Below are 15,336 nucleotides of genomic sequence, written 5' to 3' on the forward strand. Positions count from 1 at the left end.
GCGGCGTCTTCCTCACCCTCGACGACGCGACCGGTCCCATCGACCTGACCTTCTTCGAGGACGTCCAGGGCCCGTATGCCGCGACCGTGTTCCACTCGTGGCTGCTCCTCTGCCGCGGGGTGGTCCGCCGGACCGGCCCCAAGGGCCTGTCCATCCGGGCCACCGGCGCCTGGGAGCTGAGCGCCCTCCAGGAGGCGTGGTCACGGGGCGGGCCGACCGCACTCCATGCCGCCCTGGCCGAGGCCGAGCGGTCGGCACAGGACCGAGCCGCCGTGCTCGCCGACGCGGACGCGCACCGCACCGGCCGGCGCGTCCTCGTCCATGCCTCGGGTTATCGGCAGTCGCCCTACGCCGACGTCCGGCCGGCAGGGGCCGGCGTCCGCGGCGCCCGGCCCGTCGGCGACCTCGTGCCGGCCGGCTCGCAGGGCGCCGCTCCGCGCAAGCTGTGGCATGCCAGCCCGGGAAGCGCAGGGCACTAGGGTGAGAGCGCACCAGTCTCACCCGAGGAGGACGTCGTGGCGCAGGACCAGCGAGGTCAGCACCGGTCCGTGGCCCGTACGTCAGCGGTCGTCGCGGCGACCGAGCGGCTCGCGGCGAGCTGCACCGACCGCCTCGGCCGCCCGCTCAACGTCCTCGACCTCGGTGGCGGCACGGGCGGCGTCGCCGTTCCCCTCGCCGTCTCCGGCCACCGGGTCACCGTTGTCGACCCCAGCCCCAACGCCCTCGCCGCGCTCGGTGACCGTGCCCGCGACGCCGGCGTCTCCAGCCGGGTGCGGGGCGTCCAGGGCGACGGCGACTCCCTCGAGGCGGTCCTGTCCGGCGAGACCTTCGACCTCGTGTGCTGCCACGGCACGCTCGAGTTCGTCGACGACCCCGCCGCCACCCTCCGGGCGACCGCGGCGGCCCTCGAGCCCGGGGGCCTGCTCTCCCTCATCGTCGCCGGCCGCCTCGCCGTCGTCTTCGCCAAGGCGATCGCCGGCGAGTTCGCCCAGGCGAGGGCGGCCATCGTCGACCCGGAGGGGCGCTGGGGCGGGCAGGACCCGCTGCCGCGTCGCTTCGACCTCGACCGGCTCACCGAGCTGCTCACCACGGCCGGCTTCACGGTCGAGCAGGCCCGGGGCGCCGGCATCCTGTCGCACCTCGTGCCGGCCTCCCTCATCGACTCGGACGGCGATCGGGCCGCGCTCGACGAGCTCGACGACCTCCTCGTCAGCGGCCCGGGCCGGGAGATCCTCGGCACCCTCGGCAGTGCCCTGCACGTCATCGCCCGTCGCGACTGAGACCCGGCCGAGCCGGGTCGACCGGGAGACCCTTCCATGAGCCGACGCCAGTTCAGCGTGCCGGCCCGGAGCGAGCCCGGGCCGCCCGACGACACCGGGTGCACGATCCTCCACGTCGACATGGACGCGTTCTACGCATCCGCCTCGCTCCTGTCACGGCCGGACCTCCGCGGGCGGCCGGTCATCATCGGCGGCTCCGGCAGGTCGGTCGTGCTGTCCGCGACATACGAGGCCCGCGCCTTCGGCGTGACCTCGGCGATGCCGATGGCGCGGGCGCGGCGGCTCTGCCCGCAGGCGGTCGTCATCCCACCCGACCACCGCCGCTACGCCGCGATCTCGGACGCGATCATGGCGACCTTCTCGACCTTCACCGAGCACGTCGAGCCGCTCTCGCTCGACGAGGCGTTCCTCGACGTGTCCGGGGCGGTGCGGCGCCTCGGCCCGCCTGCCGGGATCGCCCAGATGCTGCGCGACACCATCGTCGACGAGCAGGGCATCACGTGCTCCGTCGGCGTCGGCACGACGAAGTTCGTCGCGAAGCTCGCCTCGGGCCTGGCCAAGCCGGACGGCCTGCTCGTCGTGCCCCGCGACGAGACCGTTGCGTTCCTCCACCAGCTGCCCGTCGGCGCCATCTGGGGCGTCGGGGACCGCACCGAGGAGCAGCTGCACCGGCTCGGGCTGCGCACGGTCGCCGACCTCGCCCACACCCCGGTCGAGACGCTCCAGAAGGCTCTCGGCGACGTCGCCGGCCGCCACCTGCACGAGCTGGCCTGGGGGCGTGACAGCCGTCCGGTCGAGCGCCAGCGACGGGAGAAGTCCATCGGCGCCGACGAGACCTTCGCCCACGACGTCGACGACCCGGAGGTGGTGCATCGCGAGCTCCTGCGCCTGTCCGACCGGACGGCCGCCCGGGCCCGGTCGGCGGGGATGAGCGGGCGGACCGTCTCGATCAAGGTCCGGTTCGCCGACTTCACGACGATCACCCGGGCCAAGACCCTGCGGAACCACACCGACGTCTCCCGGGAGATCCACGCCACCGCGGTCGAGCTGTTCGACCGGCTCGGCCTGCAACGTGCACGCATCCGGCTCGTCGGGGTCCGCCTCGAGGGGCTGGCACCCTCGAGCGGCACCCCCATCCAGGCGACGCTCGACGAGCCGGAGCGGGGGTGGCGCGAGGCCGACCGCGCGGTCGACCGAGCCAGCGCGCGCTTCGGGGCCGGCTCGGTGCGACCGGCGAGCCTCATGCCGGAGACCTCAGGTTCACAGGACGGCCAACCGGACCTATCCTGAAGGGGAGTCCACGTATGATTCGGGTACCTAGGGGATCAGACCGGACCTCAGAGTCGGACGCACACCAACAGGGAGGTGCCAGGTGGCACTCTCGGAACACGAGGAGGCACTCCTTCAACAGATGGAGGAGGCGCTCTACGCCGAGGACCCGCATTTCGCTTCGCGGATCCAGAAGACGAAGTCGCGTCATCTCGGTCGCGGACGCGTCGTCATCGGTGTCGTGGCTGGTGTGGCCGGGCTCGCTCTGGTCATCGTCTCCGCCATGAGCTCGCTCATCTGGCTCGGGGCCATCGGCTTCGCCGTCATGGTGGCCGGTATCGCCTACGCCGTCACTCCCTCCCGGACCGCGCTGCGGTCGGTCGCGTCCAACGGCACGGTGCCGCGCCAGGCCCGAGGCAAGGGCAAGCAGTCACCCACCCACGGCAGTTTCATGGAGCGGCTCGAAGAGCGATGGGAGAAGCGTCGCCGCGACCAGTGGTGACCGACCGACCTGACTGACCCGGATCAACTGACCCGGATCAACGCACGAGCACGACGCCGATCACCCACGTCGTCATGATGGCGAAGGCCGTCAGCAGCTCGATCCCGATGCTGAGCCCGATGGCCCGCACCGCGTGCTTCGTCGCGCCCCAGGCTTGGGCGTGGCCGCCCAGCTGCACGCGCGACATGAGGTAGATCGAGCCGACGAAGAACAGCGGCGCGCCCAGGACCGGGACCACGAAGAAGCCGGCCATCCCCGCGACGAGCGCGAGGACGGCGACCTTCATCCCGATCCCAGCCTCCCGGAGGCGACGCCCCGGGACGGTGTACTGGGTCACGAGCCCAGCGGCATACAACAGCGTCGTGACGGCGAGCACGACCCACGCCGTCCGGCCCTGCTCGGCCAGCGCCCAGACCGCACTCGCGGCCCAGACCAGGAACAGGCCGGGCAGGACCGGCACGACGATCCCGATGGTCCCCACCACCATGGCGAGGCCCACCGCCACCGTGACGGGGGTCAGCGCCTCACCGCTCGTCGACCGGTGCGCTTCCCGGGGTCTCGGACAGCCGGGCGCTCTCGTCGTGGATCTCGACGGCCTGGCCCTGCAGGGCGGGCAGGTGCTCGCGACCGTGGTGAGCGCAGAAGAGCAGCTCGCCACCGGATACGAGGCGAGCACGAATGTAGGCCTGCGCGCCACACCGGTCACAGCGGTCCGCCGCGGTCAGCTCGGGTGCCAGTGCTGTGTTCATCTCGTTCTCGCCTTCTCTCTTCCCTCGGGGCCTACCCGCGAGGGAGACCCTTCCATGTACATCTGACGCCCGAGGGGACTCTCACGTTGGCCGAACGGCCGTCCGATCCTGCGCCATCGCACGTCGTGGACGTTCCAACAGTGAAACACGTTCAATCCTTCCCGGGGCGCAGGCTCGTCGGTTGAGACGCCCTGACACCCGGATCGTTACCCAGTGGGGCGGTCCCCACCCCGACGATGACCGCCCCTCGGTGGGAGCGCTGCCGCGAGCCTTCTCATGCCTGTCGCCGTGGCTCGTTAGCATGCTGTCGCCGGCCGGTGCGCGAGCCCGTCCGGGAAGCGCACGAAAGAGGAAACGACCCTTGGCATCCGCCGCCCGCCCCGCCTCGACCAACGGCGACTACACCGCCCGCCACCTGCAGGTCCTCGAGGGACTCGAAGCCGTCCGCAAGCGACCCGGCATGTACATCGGGTCCACCGACCAGCGTGGCCTCATGCACTGCCTCTGGGAGATCATCGACAACGCCGTCGACGAGGCCCTCACCGACGTCTGCACGGAGATCGAGGTCGTGCTCGGAGCCGACGGCTCGATCGTGGTGCACGACAACGGCCGCGGCATCCCCGTCGACATCGAGCCGCGGACCGGCCTCTCCGGTGTCGAGGTGGTCTTCACGAAGCTCCACGCGGGTGGCAAGTTCGGCGGCGGCTCGTATGCCGCATCTGGTGGCCTGCACGGTGTCGGCGCCTCGGTCGTCAACGCCCTGTCCGCGCGTCTCGACGTCGAGGTCGACCGCGACGGCAAGACCTACGGCATGAGCTTCCGCCGCGGCGAGCCGGGCAGCTTCCAGGACCCGGTCGGGGTCCACTCGCCGGACGCCCCCTTCACCCCCTTCGAGACGAAGCGGGCCCTGCCCGTCGTCGGCAAGGTCAAGAAGGGCGTCACCGGCTCGCGGGTCCGGTTCTGGCCCGACCGGCAGATCTTCCTCAAGGACGCCGAGCTCGACTATGACGCCCTGGCTGCCCGCGTGCGGCAGACCTCCTTCCTGGTGCCGGGGTTGCGGCTCGTGCTGCGCGACGAGCGGCCCGGTCGGCCCGCTGACGCGCCCGCCGAGGAGGTCTTCCAGCACGACGGTGGGATCACCGAGTACGTCGACTACCTCGCCCCGGACCCGGGCATCACCGACGTCTGGCGCCTCTCGGGCTCGGGCCACTTCACCGAGACCGTGCCGGTCCTCGACGAGCGTGGCCACATGACCCCGACGGAGGTCGAGCGCGAGTGCGGCGTCGACGTCGCGCTCCGCTGGGGGCAGGGCTACGACACGAGGGTCCAGTCCTTCGTCAACATCATCTCCACCCCCAAGGGCGGCACCCACGTCACCGGCTTCGAGCAGGCACTGGTCAAGGTCTTCCGCAAGCAGCTCGAGGTCAACGCCCGCCGGCTCAAGGTCGGCGGCGACAAGCCGGAGAAGGACGACATCCTCGCCGGCCTGACCGCCGTGGTCACGGTCCGTCTCGCCGAGCCGCAGTTCGAGGGGCAGACCAAGGAGGTGCTCGGCACGTCCGCGGTGCGCAACATCGTCGGCAGGGTCATCGAGAAGGAGCTCACCGCGCGGATCACCTCGAGCAAGCGCGGCGACAAGGACCAGTCGACCCGGCTGCTCGAGAAGGTCGTCTCCGAGATGAAGACGCGCATCAGTGCGCGGCTGCACAAGGAGACGCAGCGTCGCAAGAACGCCCTCGAGTCCTCGACGCTGCCGGCGAAGCTGCGCGACTGCCGCACCCACGACGTCGAGCGCTCGGAGCTGTTCATCGTCGAGGGCGACTCGGCGATGGGCACCGCCAAGGAGGCGCGCAACTCCGAGTTCCAGGCGCTGCTGCCGATCCGTGGCAAGATCCTCAACGTCCAGAAGGCCTCGATCCAGGACATGCTCAAGAACGCTGAGTGCGCCTCGATCATCCAGGTCATCGGTGCCGGCTCGGGCCGCACCTTCGACCTCGCGGGAGCCCGCTACGGCAAGGTCATCATCATGACCGACGCCGACGTCGACGGCGCCCACATCCGCACGCTGCTGCTCACCCTCTTCTTCCGCTACATGCGACCGCTGGTCGAGGCCGGCCGGGTCTTCGCCGCCATGCCTCCGCTCCATCGCATCGAGGTCATCAACAACGGCGCCAAGAAGAACGACCTGATCTACACCTACAACGAGCAGGAGATGCGCCGCACGGTCAGCACCCTCGAGAAGCGCGGCAAGAAGATCAAGCAGCCACTCCAGCGCTACAAGGGCCTTGGTGAGATGGACGCGGACCAGCTCGCCGACACGACGATGGACCCGCGGCACCGGACCCTGCGCCGGGTCACCATGCGCGACCTCGAGGCCGCCGAGCGCACCTTCGAGCTGCTCATGGGCAGCGACGTCGCACCCCGCAAGGACTTCATCATCGAGTCGGCGGCCGAGGTCGACCGGGAGCGAATCGACGCGTGAGCGCCCCACGGGCGCGTCGCCTGTCTACGATGGCGCTCTGAGAGCGGTGCGCTCGCGAGCCGGCTGACCCACTGGCCTGGCGCCCCTCGACGACGGAGGTACGGATACCTCCGAGAAGGGGGAGCGACGTGCAGGGGAACGAGTCGGCAGGCCTCATGCCGCCACTCCATGAGCAGGACCCGGCGCCGGTGGAGGACTCCCCGGCGGCGCCCATCGATGACGCGTCCCTGCCCGCGGCGCCCCCGCCGCCCGGCCCGGTCGCGCCCGCGGGCGGTGCCAGCCGCTACCTGGAGCGGGACGAGCTCGAGTGGGCGACCACGACCATCGGCACCGTCTCGGACGCGTTCGACGCCAAGGTCGTAGGCCAGGAGCGGCTCCAGGAGACCCTTCTCGTCGCGCTGCTCACCGGCGGGCACGTGCTGCTCGAGAGCGTGCCCGGGCTGGCCAAGACGACTGCGGCCCAGACCATCGCCGAGGCCGTGCGTGGCACGTTCCACCGGATCCAGTGCACGCCTGACCTGCTGCCGAGCGACATCGTCGGCACGCAGGTCTACAACCAGGGCACCGGGCGGTTCGACACCCAGCTCGGCCCGGTCCACGCCAACTTCGTCCTGCTCGACGAGATCAACCGGTCGAGCGCCAAGACCCAGTCGGCGATGCTCGAGGCGATGCAGGAGCGGCAGACCTCGATCGGGGACCGGACCTATCGGCTGCCGGACCCGTTCCTCGTCCTCGCCACCCAGAACCCCATCGAGCAGGAGGGCACCTACGCGCTGCCGGAGGCCCAGCTCGACCGGTTCATGCTCAAGGACGTCCTCGACTACCCCTCGCCCGCCGAGGAGGCCGACATGCTGCGCCGGATCGACTCAGGCGTCTACGCCCGGCCGCCCCGGCCGGTGGTCGACCTCGATGACGTGCTCTGCCTGCAGGCCCTGACCCGGCGGGTCTACATCGACCCGGCGATCACCAACTACGTCGTCGGGATCACCTACGTGACGCGGCACCCCGCGGACTACATCCAGGCCCGGCTCGCGTCATACGTGCAGTTCGGGGCGAGCCCCCGGGCGAGCATCGCGTTCAGCAGCGCGGCGCGCGCCCGCGCGCTCGTGCTGGGACGCAACCACGTGGTCCCGGACGACATCAAGGCGCTCGCACACCGCGTCCTGCGACACCGGGTCGTCCTCGGTTTCGAGGCGGCCGCCGACGAGGTCCGGGTCGAGACGATCATCGACGCCATGATCGCCGGGATCCGCACCCCGTAGGCGGCGACCGGCATGGCGACCACCCACCTGCTCCGCGTCAAGAGCGCGCTGTTCGTGCACGCCCGCCGCCCGGCCCGCAGCCTGCTCGAGGGCGAGTACGCGTCACTCTTCCACGGCCGCAGCCTCGACTACGACGACCTGCGCGGCTACGTCCCGGGCGACGAGGTGCGCGACATCGACTGGAAGGCGACGGCCCGACACGACGCGCCGCTCGTCAAGCGCTACGTCGCGACGCGCAAGCACCACCTGCTGCTCGTCGCCGACACCGGCCGCGGGATGGCGGCGACCGCCCCGAGCGGCGAGCCCAAGAAGGATGTCGCGATCCTCGCCGCCGGCCTGCTGGGCTACCTGGCCTTGCGGCACGGCGACCTCGTCGGGCTCGTGCGCGGGACGGCGGAGCACACCGAGGCGCACGAGCTGCGCGGCACGGAGGGACACCTGGAGGTGCTGCTGCGCGCCATCGACGCGGCCACCGACCTGGAGGGGGAGCAGAGCGACGTCGCGGCCCAGCTGCAGTGGGTGGTCCGGCACGTGCGCCGCCGGACCATCCTGCTCGTCCTCGCCGACGACCGCGACCTCGGTCCCGAGCTGGAGGCGCTGCTGCGGCGCCTACGGGCGCAGCACGAGATCCTCTGGCTCACGGTCGAGGACGCCGACCCGACGCTCGTACCGGCGGCCGTCGGCACGTACGACGTGGCCGACGGGTACGCCCTGCCCGCCGAGGTCCGCCTGGATCCCCGCGTGCGGGAGGCGTATTCCGCTGAGCGGGTGAGGCGCGTCGAGGCGACGGCCACGCTGCTGGCCCGGTTGGGCATCGCCCACGGCCGCGTTGCGTCGGCCGAGGGGGTCGTTCCCGCTGTCCTCGCGCTGCTCGAGAGGCAGCGTCATGCTCGCTGACGCCGCACCGCCCGGCTTCTACGCACCCGACCCGTACCAGGAGCGCTGGCTCTGGGTCGGCGTCGCGCTCGTCGGCCTCGTCATGCTCTGGTACGGCTTCGTCTGGTGGGCGACCCGTGAGCGGCCCCTCCGCCAGGTCCCCGGTCCGGGCACCACCATCGAGGCGCTGCGCCGGGACTACCTGCGGCAGATCGACGCGGTCCTGCGGCGCGCCCGCTCCGGCGACGTGAGCGACCGACAGGCGCACCAGCAGCTGAGCGTGCTGGTGCGCCACTTCGTGCAGGAGATGTCGGGCATCGCGGCGCCCACCATGACGCTGACGGACCTCACCGAGTCGGGCGACCGCCTCGTCACCGTCGCCGAGACGGTCGCCACGCTCTATCCCGGGGAGTTCGGCACGCACCGGGCCGAGACCCTCGAGGGTTCCGCGGCCCTGGCCCGGCAGGTGGTGACCGGGTGGAGCTGAGGGTGCCGGAGCTGCTGACGTGGGGCCTGTTCCTCATGGCGCTGCTCGCCGCCGCGGTGCTGTGGCGGGACCTGCGCCGCCGTCGGGGTGCCCACCGGCCCGTCGCCAACTCCGAGGCGCTGACCCGGCTCCCCGCGTTCCGCGCCGCGCTCCGGGCCCACCGGGTCCGGATCGCGGTGCTTGCCGGCGCTGCCGCCGTGCTGGCGGTCGCCGGCCTGCTGGGCGCCGCGCGCCCCGTCGACACCACTGTGGAGCGGCCGCAGTCCCGCAGCCGGGACATCATGCTGTGCCTCGACGTGTCCGGGTCGATGGCGAGCTACGACGCCGCGCTCGTCGGGACCTTCAGGCGGCTCGTGACCGACTTCGAGGGCGAGCGCATCGGCCTCGTCATCTTCAACGGCTCCGCCGCGACGGTCTTCCCGCTCACGGACGACTACGACTACATCAACGACGAGCTCGACGCCGCGGAGCAGGCCCTGACGGGCGGCGCCTCGGAGGACTCGTTCCTGGCCGGGACGTTCAACGGCTGGGGCACCTCGCTGATCGGGGACGGCCTGGCCACCTGCGTCACGAGCTTCGACCGGGCCGACACGCAGCGGGCCCGGTCGATCGTCCTCGCCACCGACAACGAGGTGGCCGGACGCCCCCTCGTCTCGTTCCCGGACGCCGGCGAGCTCGCCCGTGCCAAGGCCGTCCGGGTGTACGGGCTCAGCCCGATGCCGGACGGATCGTCCCGTGCGTCCCTCCAGATGCGGGAGGTCGTGGTCGGGACCGGGGGGCGCTACTACTGGATGAGTGACGGTGATGCGATCGGCGGCATCGTGGAGTCGGTCCAGGCGCAGGAGGCCACCGTCATCGAGTCGGCGGCTCACCGCCTGCGCACGGACAACCCGGCACTGCCGGTGACCGCCGCGTCCCTGGCCTTCGTCGCGCTCGTCGCCGCCGGCCGCAGGTGGCGGTCATGACGTTCCTGCCGCTGCTGCCCTGGCCGGTTGTGCTCGTGATGCTCGCCGCCGCCCTCGCTGCCGTGTGGTGGAACCCGCCCGGCGGCGGTGCGCCGGGGGAGACGCCGGGGCGGCACGGCCGGCTGACCGCAGCCGCCGTCCTCCTGGCCGTCGCAGCCCTCCGACCGGCGCTGCCCGGGGCCAGCGCCGACGCGATGGCGACGAACCTCAACGTCTACTTCGTCGTGGACACCACGAGCAGCATGGTCGCCGAGGACTACGGCTGGCAGCGGCCCCGACTCGAGGGGGTGCGATCAGACGTCCTGGCCATCGCCGCCGCACTGCCGGGCGCCCGGTACGGCATTGTCACCTTCGACGCGGACGCCCGGGTGCGACTGCCGCTCACGACCGACACGACCGCACTCGAGGCCGCCGTCGAGACGCTTGCACCGGAGCCGTCCGAGTTCTCCCATGGGTCGTCCGTGAGCGAGGCCAATGAGCGGCTCGCCGCCCTTCTCGAGACCGCCGACCAGCGGCACCCGGATCGTGGGCGGATCGTCTTCTACATGGGGGATGGCGAGCAGACCGCCACCGGCGAGCCTGCTCCGTTCACGCTCGCACCGGGCCTCGTCCAGGGCGGGGCCGTCCTGGGTTACGGCACGTCGCAGGGCGGCCGCATGAAGGGCACGCTGTCACGGTACGGCGCGAACTCGGACTACATCCGCGACCCGAGCACGGGGGAGGACGCGGTCTCGGTCATCGACGAAAGCATGCTGCGCCGGCTCGCGCAGCAGCTCGGCGTCGGCTACCTGCACCGTGGCGCCGGCGAGTCGGTCGACGGCCTCGTCGCGGGTATCGACCCCGCTCGCTTCGGCACAGCCGAGGAGAAGGAACGAGCCGCGGCGCGCGCCCGGGAGGAGCTCTCCTGGGTCGCCTTGCTCGGCGTGGCGGGTCTCGGGGCCTGGGAGCTCGGGGGGGCCGCGGCCACCCTCCTGCGAAGCCGCCGGCCGGAGGTACGGACGTGACGACCGAGGTCGCCGAGACGGAGGCCGCCGCCGGTGCCGGAGCGCCGGCCGGTGGTCGGCGCCGACGGCGGTGGACCGGATCCCGCTCCCGGTCCGGCCCGCGGGCCCGCGGCGAGCGTCGCCCGCGAGGGCGCAAGCGCCTCCGTAGACGCATGCTCCTGGCGTCGGCTCCCGTCGTGCTCGCGGCCCTGCTCCTTGCCGCCAAGCTCGTCAGCCTCAACCTGGTCCACGGGCACACGCTCGAGGCATATCGGGCCGGGCAGGAGGCCCTGACCCTCGAGTGGGCGGAGCGTCAGGGCTGGGTCAATGTCGTGGAGCCGTTCCGGGCGTCATTCGCGATGGGCGACGCCTACCTGCTCGTGTCCCGCTACGACGAGGCGCGGCCGTGGTTCGAGAAGGCCCTGGAGCAGGTCCCCAAGGGTGGCATCGACGAGTGCAAGGTGCGGGTCAACCTCGGGCTGACGTACGAGCGGCTCGGCGACGAGGCGAAGGCCGGGGAACGCACCCTCGAGTGGCAGCAGTTCTACGCCAAGGGCCTCGAGACGACGCGACAGCGGCCGCCGCTCTGCGACGTGCCCGAGCAGGGCGGCCAGACCGGTCACCAGCTCCAGGAGACGCAACAGCGCCTGGAGGACAAGAGCCAGGAGCAGCAGCCCTCGCCGCCCGACTCCGGGCCATCCGACCAGCCGGGGCCGGTACCAGCGCCGGCCCCCACCCCCGCACCCACGCCAGACCCGGAGCAGGTCCCGAGCGACGGGCTGCAGCGCCAGCTGCAGGAGCTGCAGAAGCGCAACACCATGGAACGCGACCGGATGCTCGGCAACGGGCACGTCCCACCGGGGCCGGGAGGCAACAGCTACCCGAAGCCCTGGTGACGACCGTCAGCCGGCCAGCGTCACCTCATACTCGTGCACCTCGACGGGTGCCTTGCCGCACGACTCCGGTCGCTGCTGACCGGTGTGGCGCCGGCTGACCCGGACCTGCCACTCGCGGCCGTCGACATGCCGGACGCGCGCACGGCCCACAGACCCGTCGCTGCTCTCGTCCACGCCCTCGCCAGCGCCGACGGCCTCGGTGGTCAGGCAGGCCAGCCGGGTCTCGGCGACGAGGTCACGGATGAAGGACTCTGCCGCCTGCAGCCCGGCCGGGAGCGCGGAGCGGCCACGGTCGTGGGTGGGTCCGAGCAGGGCACGGGGGACCTCGCTCCTCAGGCTCGCCTCGAGCGCCAGGGCCACCGTCTCGACGTCGAGCCGGGCGAGCGCCTGGCCCCATGGCAGCAGGACGCCGGTCGGAGCGAAGCGGTGGCCGCCGGTGTGGGAGACCTCCCACACCCGGTCGGGGTCGAGGCCTGCGGCGGCCGCGGCGAGAGGACGGCCACGGACGGCACAGCACAGGTCGCACCGGCCGTTCGTGCAGATGAGGAGCGCGGGCGGGCTCGGACGAGCGCCCGGGAGGGACGCGGCGACCGCCTCGACGCGCCCGGCGGCGAGCGCGGTCCAGTCGAGCGAGAGCAGGTCCTCCGCGCCGGCGACGTCGCCGGCGAGCAGCCACGCATCGGCGCCGGCTCCGCCCGTGTGGGCGACGAGGACCCGGTGTCGCCCGTGCCGGTCCACGTGCGGGCCGGGCCGGCGCATGAGCATGAAACGGCCCCCGGCGCCGGCCGCCCGGCCGTCGAGCTCGATGCCGACCTCGCGCGGCAGGTGCGACTCCTCGGCGGCCTTGCGCCCCCAGGGGCCGGGCTGCTCGATGACCACGAAGAACCCAGCCCGGGCGGCGGTGCCGTAGGCGCTCGTGCCGTCGTGCTGCCAGAGGATGGAGCACGCGTCGGGGGCGGACGTGGCGTGGCCGACCGTGGCGGGGTGCCGGTCGGTCACGCCGTCACGTCCGTCCTGACCGGTGAGGCGATGCGGCCGATGACTTGGGTCGTCGGGGTTCCCGAGCCGTCGCGGCGGCCGTCGGCCGGCGGCAGGTCGATCGCGACCCCGTTGGGGGCGCTCGCACGCAGGGGCGTGTTGCCGGCGTGGGCGAGGATGAGCCGGTCCTCGCCCTTGAGGAAGCGGTGGCATCGCACGCCGCCCGTGCCGCGTCCCTTCGCGGGGTACTCGGCATAGGGAGCGACCTTGAGCGAGCCTCCCTCGGTGCCGGGGAGCGCGTCGGACGACCCGGCCGACGTCACGACGGATGCCTCCTGGCGCGGGTCGACGACGCCGAAGAAGACCGCCTCGGCACCCGACGCGAGCCGGATCCCGGCCATGCCGCCCGCGCTGCGTCCCTGCGGGCGCACGCTGCCCGCGCCGAACCGCAGCAGCTGGGCGTCGCTGCTGACGAAGACGAGGTCGAGCGCGTCGTCCCCGGCGACCCCGGCGCCGATGACCCGGTCGCCGTCCTTGAGGGCGATGACCTCCCAGCTCGCGCTCTTCGGCGCCTCGGACGTCACCCTCTTGATGACGCCCTGGGCGGTGCCGAGCGCGAGGACGGGGGCAGCCTCACCGAGCGGCACGATCGTCACCGGCTCCTCGCCGCCCGTCAGGTCGACGTATGCCGCGAGCGGCGCCCCGCCGGACAGGCTCGGTGCCCCGTTGGTCGGGGGCAGGGTCGGCAGGTCGAGCGCCGAGAGGCGGACCATGCGCCCCGCGGTCGTGACCAGGCCGAACTCGCCGCGGTTGGTCGTGCGGACCGCCCCGATGATCGCGTCGTGCTTGGCCCGGCCACCCTCCGAGCTCGGGGGCTCGCCGTTGGAGGTGCGGGCGAGCAGGCCCGTCGATGACAGGAGCACCCAACACGGGTCGTCGGAGACCTCGAGGGGCGTCGTCGCGGCGGCCTGGCCCGAGCTCTCCAGCAGGACCGTGCGGCGGGGCGTGCCGTGCGCCTTGGCCACCTCGGCCAGCTCGCTCGAGACGAGCCCCCGGAGCAGCTTCTCGTTCTCCAGCAGCGCCCGGAGGGACTCGATCTCGCGCTCGAGGTCGCTCTTCTCGGACTCGAGCTCGATCCGGGAGAACTTCGTGAGGCGGCGCAGCTGCAGGTCGAGGATGTAGGTCGCCTGCGCCTCGGACAGGTCGAAGACCTCCATGAGGCGGGTGCGGGCCGTGGCTGCGTCGTCGGAGGAGCGGATCAGCTGGATGACCTCGTCGATGTCGAGGATCGCGATGAGCAGCCCCTCGACGAGGTGCAGCCGCTCCTCGCGCTTGGCCAGCCGGAACGCCGAGCGACGTCGCACCACCTCGGTGCGGAAGTCGACGTAGACGCGCAGGAGGTCCTTGAGGCCCATGGTGCGCGGCTGCCCGTCGACGAGGGCGACGTTGTTGATGCCGAAGTTCTCCTCCATCGGCGTCAGCTTGTAGAGCTGCTCGAGGACGGCCTCGGGGTTGAAGCCGTTCTTGATCTCGATGACGAGGCGCATGCCGTTCTGCCGGTCGGACAGGTCCTTGAGGTCCGAGACACCCTGCAGCCGCTTGCCGTCCGCGAGGTCCTTGATCTTCTCGAAGAGCTTCTCCGGGCCGACGAGGTAGGGCAGCTCGGTGACGATGATGCCCTTGCGCCGCGGGGTGACCGACTCGATCCGGGTGGTGGCCCGCGTGCGGAAGCTGCCCCGCCCCGTCAGGTAGGCGTCGCGGATGCCCTCGAGCCCGACGATCCGGCCGCCGCCGGGCAGGTCGGGGCCGGGGACGAACTTCATCAGGTCTTCGAGCGAGCAGTCCGGGTGGTCGATGAGGTGCCGGGCGGCGCCGATCACCTCGACGAGGTTGTGGGGCGGCATGTTCGTCGCCATGCCGACGGCGATCCCGGAGGCTCCGTTGACGAGCAGGTTCGGGTAGGCGGCGGGCAGCACCCCCGGCTGCAGCTGGGTGTCGTCGTAGTTCGGGACGTAGTCGACGGTGTCCTCGTCCAGCCCGGAGACCATGAGCAGCGCTGCCGGGGCGAGGCGGGCCTCGGTGTAGCGCGCGGCCGCCGGCCCGTCGTCGAGCGAGCCGAAGTTGCCGTGCCCGTCGATGAGGGGGAGCCGGAGGGTGAAGGGCTGGGCCATCCGCACGAGGGCGTCGTAGATCGCCTGGTCACCGTGCGGGTGGTACTTGCCCATCACCTCGCCGATGATCCGCTGGCTCTTGACGTGCCCTCGGTCGGGCCGCAGGCCGAGCTCGTTGGCGCCGTAGAGGATGCGCCGCTGCACCGGCTTGAGCCCGTCCCGTGCGTCGGGGAGGGCCCGTGAGTAGATGACGGAGTAGGAGTACTCGAGGAAGGCGTTCTGCATCTCCTCCTCGACGTCGATCCCGACGATCTTCTCCTCGAAGTCCTCCGGTGGTGCGGTCGTGGTGCGGCGGGCCATGCCGAGTCGTGCTCCTTGGGGTCGGCGTGCGAACACCTCATCATCCCCCAGCCCGGCGACACCCACGGCACTGCCACGCCGTCGCGCCCGGCGGTCCGCGGGCCGGTTCCCCTGCACTGGGTAGGAGTAGCGTCGA

Annotated in this window: 14 protein-coding genes and 1 pseudogene; 11 read left to right on the forward strand and 4 right to left on the reverse strand. The window is 72.2% G+C overall.

Going from position 1 to position 15,336, the window contains the following annotated elements:
• The 4 genes and pseudogenes from ACTHJJ_RS07110 to ACTHJJ_RS07125 all read left to right on the forward strand — a co-directional run.
• Positions 1-479, forward strand: a pseudogene (locus ACTHJJ_RS07110) (DNA polymerase III subunit alpha); the annotation flags it as partial.
• A gap of 36 nt (positions 480-515) precedes the next feature.
• On the forward strand, positions 516-1,280 hold the full coding sequence (locus tag ACTHJJ_RS07115) for a class I SAM-dependent methyltransferase (protein ID WP_440302241.1): 765 nt from the start codon (positions 516-518) through the stop codon (positions 1,278-1,280).
• Positions 1,281-1,316: 36 nt separating this feature from the next.
• A complete protein-coding gene (dinB, locus tag ACTHJJ_RS07120) occupies positions 1,317-2,570 on the forward strand; it encodes a DNA polymerase IV (protein ID WP_440302242.1) in 1,254 nt (417 codons plus the stop codon).
• 82 nt (positions 2,571-2,652) lie between these two features.
• Positions 2,653-3,051, forward strand: a complete 399-nt coding sequence (locus ACTHJJ_RS07125; protein WP_440302243.1) for a DUF3040 domain-containing protein — start codon at positions 2,653-2,655, stop codon at positions 3,049-3,051.
• Between the two features lie 37 nt (positions 3,052-3,088).
• Here the strand turns inward: ACTHJJ_RS07125 and ACTHJJ_RS07130 are convergent, their stop codons facing one another.
• Positions 3,089-3,556, reverse strand: a complete 468-nt coding sequence (locus ACTHJJ_RS07130) for a DUF456 domain-containing protein (protein WP_440302244.1) — start codon at positions 3,554-3,556, stop codon at positions 3,089-3,091.
• A gap of 19 nt (positions 3,557-3,575) precedes the next feature.
• Positions 3,576-3,800 (reverse strand): DUF7455 domain-containing protein, encoded by a 225-nt coding sequence (locus ACTHJJ_RS07135; RefSeq protein WP_440302245.1) that lies wholly within the window; start codon positions 3,798-3,800, stop codon positions 3,576-3,578.
• Positions 3,801-4,161: 361 nt separating this feature from the next.
• Between ACTHJJ_RS07135 and ACTHJJ_RS07140 the strand changes: the two genes are divergently transcribed.
• From ACTHJJ_RS07140 to ACTHJJ_RS07170, 7 genes are all read left to right on the forward strand, one after another.
• A complete protein-coding gene (locus ACTHJJ_RS07140; RefSeq protein WP_440302246.1) occupies positions 4,162-6,282 on the forward strand; it encodes a DNA gyrase/topoisomerase IV subunit B in 2,121 nt (706 codons plus the stop codon).
• A gap of 128 nt (positions 6,283-6,410) precedes the next feature.
• Entirely contained in the window at positions 6,411-7,544 is a 1,134-nt protein-coding gene (locus tag ACTHJJ_RS07145; protein ID WP_440302247.1) for an AAA family ATPase, read from the forward strand.
• 12 nt (positions 7,545-7,556) lie between these two features.
• Positions 7,557-8,441: a DUF58 domain-containing protein gene (locus ACTHJJ_RS07150; protein ID WP_440302248.1), complete on the forward strand. Its 885-nt coding sequence runs from the start codon at positions 7,557-7,559 to the stop codon at positions 8,439-8,441.
• Positions 8,431-8,907 (forward strand): hypothetical protein, encoded by a 477-nt coding sequence (locus ACTHJJ_RS07155; protein ID WP_440302249.1) that lies wholly within the window; start codon positions 8,431-8,433, stop codon positions 8,905-8,907. Before ACTHJJ_RS07150 ends, ACTHJJ_RS07155 begins: the two co-directional genes overlap by 11 nt.
• Positions 8,908-8,909: 2 nt before the next feature.
• Positions 8,910-9,872, forward strand: a complete 963-nt coding sequence (locus tag ACTHJJ_RS07160) for a VWA domain-containing protein (protein WP_440302250.1) — start codon at positions 8,910-8,912, stop codon at positions 9,870-9,872.
• The gene (locus ACTHJJ_RS07165; protein ID WP_440302251.1) at positions 9,869-10,876 is read left to right on the forward strand and encodes a vWA domain-containing protein; all 1,008 of its coding nucleotides are present in this window, start codon (positions 9,869-9,871) and stop codon (positions 10,874-10,876) included. The genes ACTHJJ_RS07160 and ACTHJJ_RS07165 overlap by 4 nt, the downstream gene beginning before the upstream one ends.
• Positions 10,873-11,751: a tetratricopeptide repeat protein gene (locus ACTHJJ_RS07170; RefSeq protein WP_440302252.1), complete on the forward strand. Its 879-nt coding sequence runs from the start codon at positions 10,873-10,875 to the stop codon at positions 11,749-11,751. The genes ACTHJJ_RS07165 and ACTHJJ_RS07170 overlap by 4 nt, the downstream gene beginning before the upstream one ends.
• A 6-nt stretch (positions 11,752-11,757) precedes the next feature.
• Here the strand turns inward: ACTHJJ_RS07170 and ACTHJJ_RS07175 are convergent, their stop codons facing one another.
• Positions 11,758-12,750, reverse strand: a complete 993-nt coding sequence (locus ACTHJJ_RS07175) for a sucrase ferredoxin (protein ID WP_440302253.1) — start codon at positions 12,748-12,750, stop codon at positions 11,758-11,760.
• Complete coding sequence (locus ACTHJJ_RS07180; protein ID WP_440302254.1) at positions 12,747-15,200, reverse strand: DNA gyrase/topoisomerase IV subunit A; 2,454 nt, start codon at positions 15,198-15,200, stop codon at positions 12,747-12,749. The genes ACTHJJ_RS07175 and ACTHJJ_RS07180 overlap by 4 nt, the downstream gene beginning before the upstream one ends.
• Between the last annotated feature and the right edge of the window lie 136 nt (positions 15,201-15,336).

The organism is Intrasporangium sp., assembly GCF_051961875.1.
Classification (GTDB): domain Bacteria; phylum Actinomycetota; class Actinomycetes; order Actinomycetales; family Dermatophilaceae; genus Intrasporangium_A.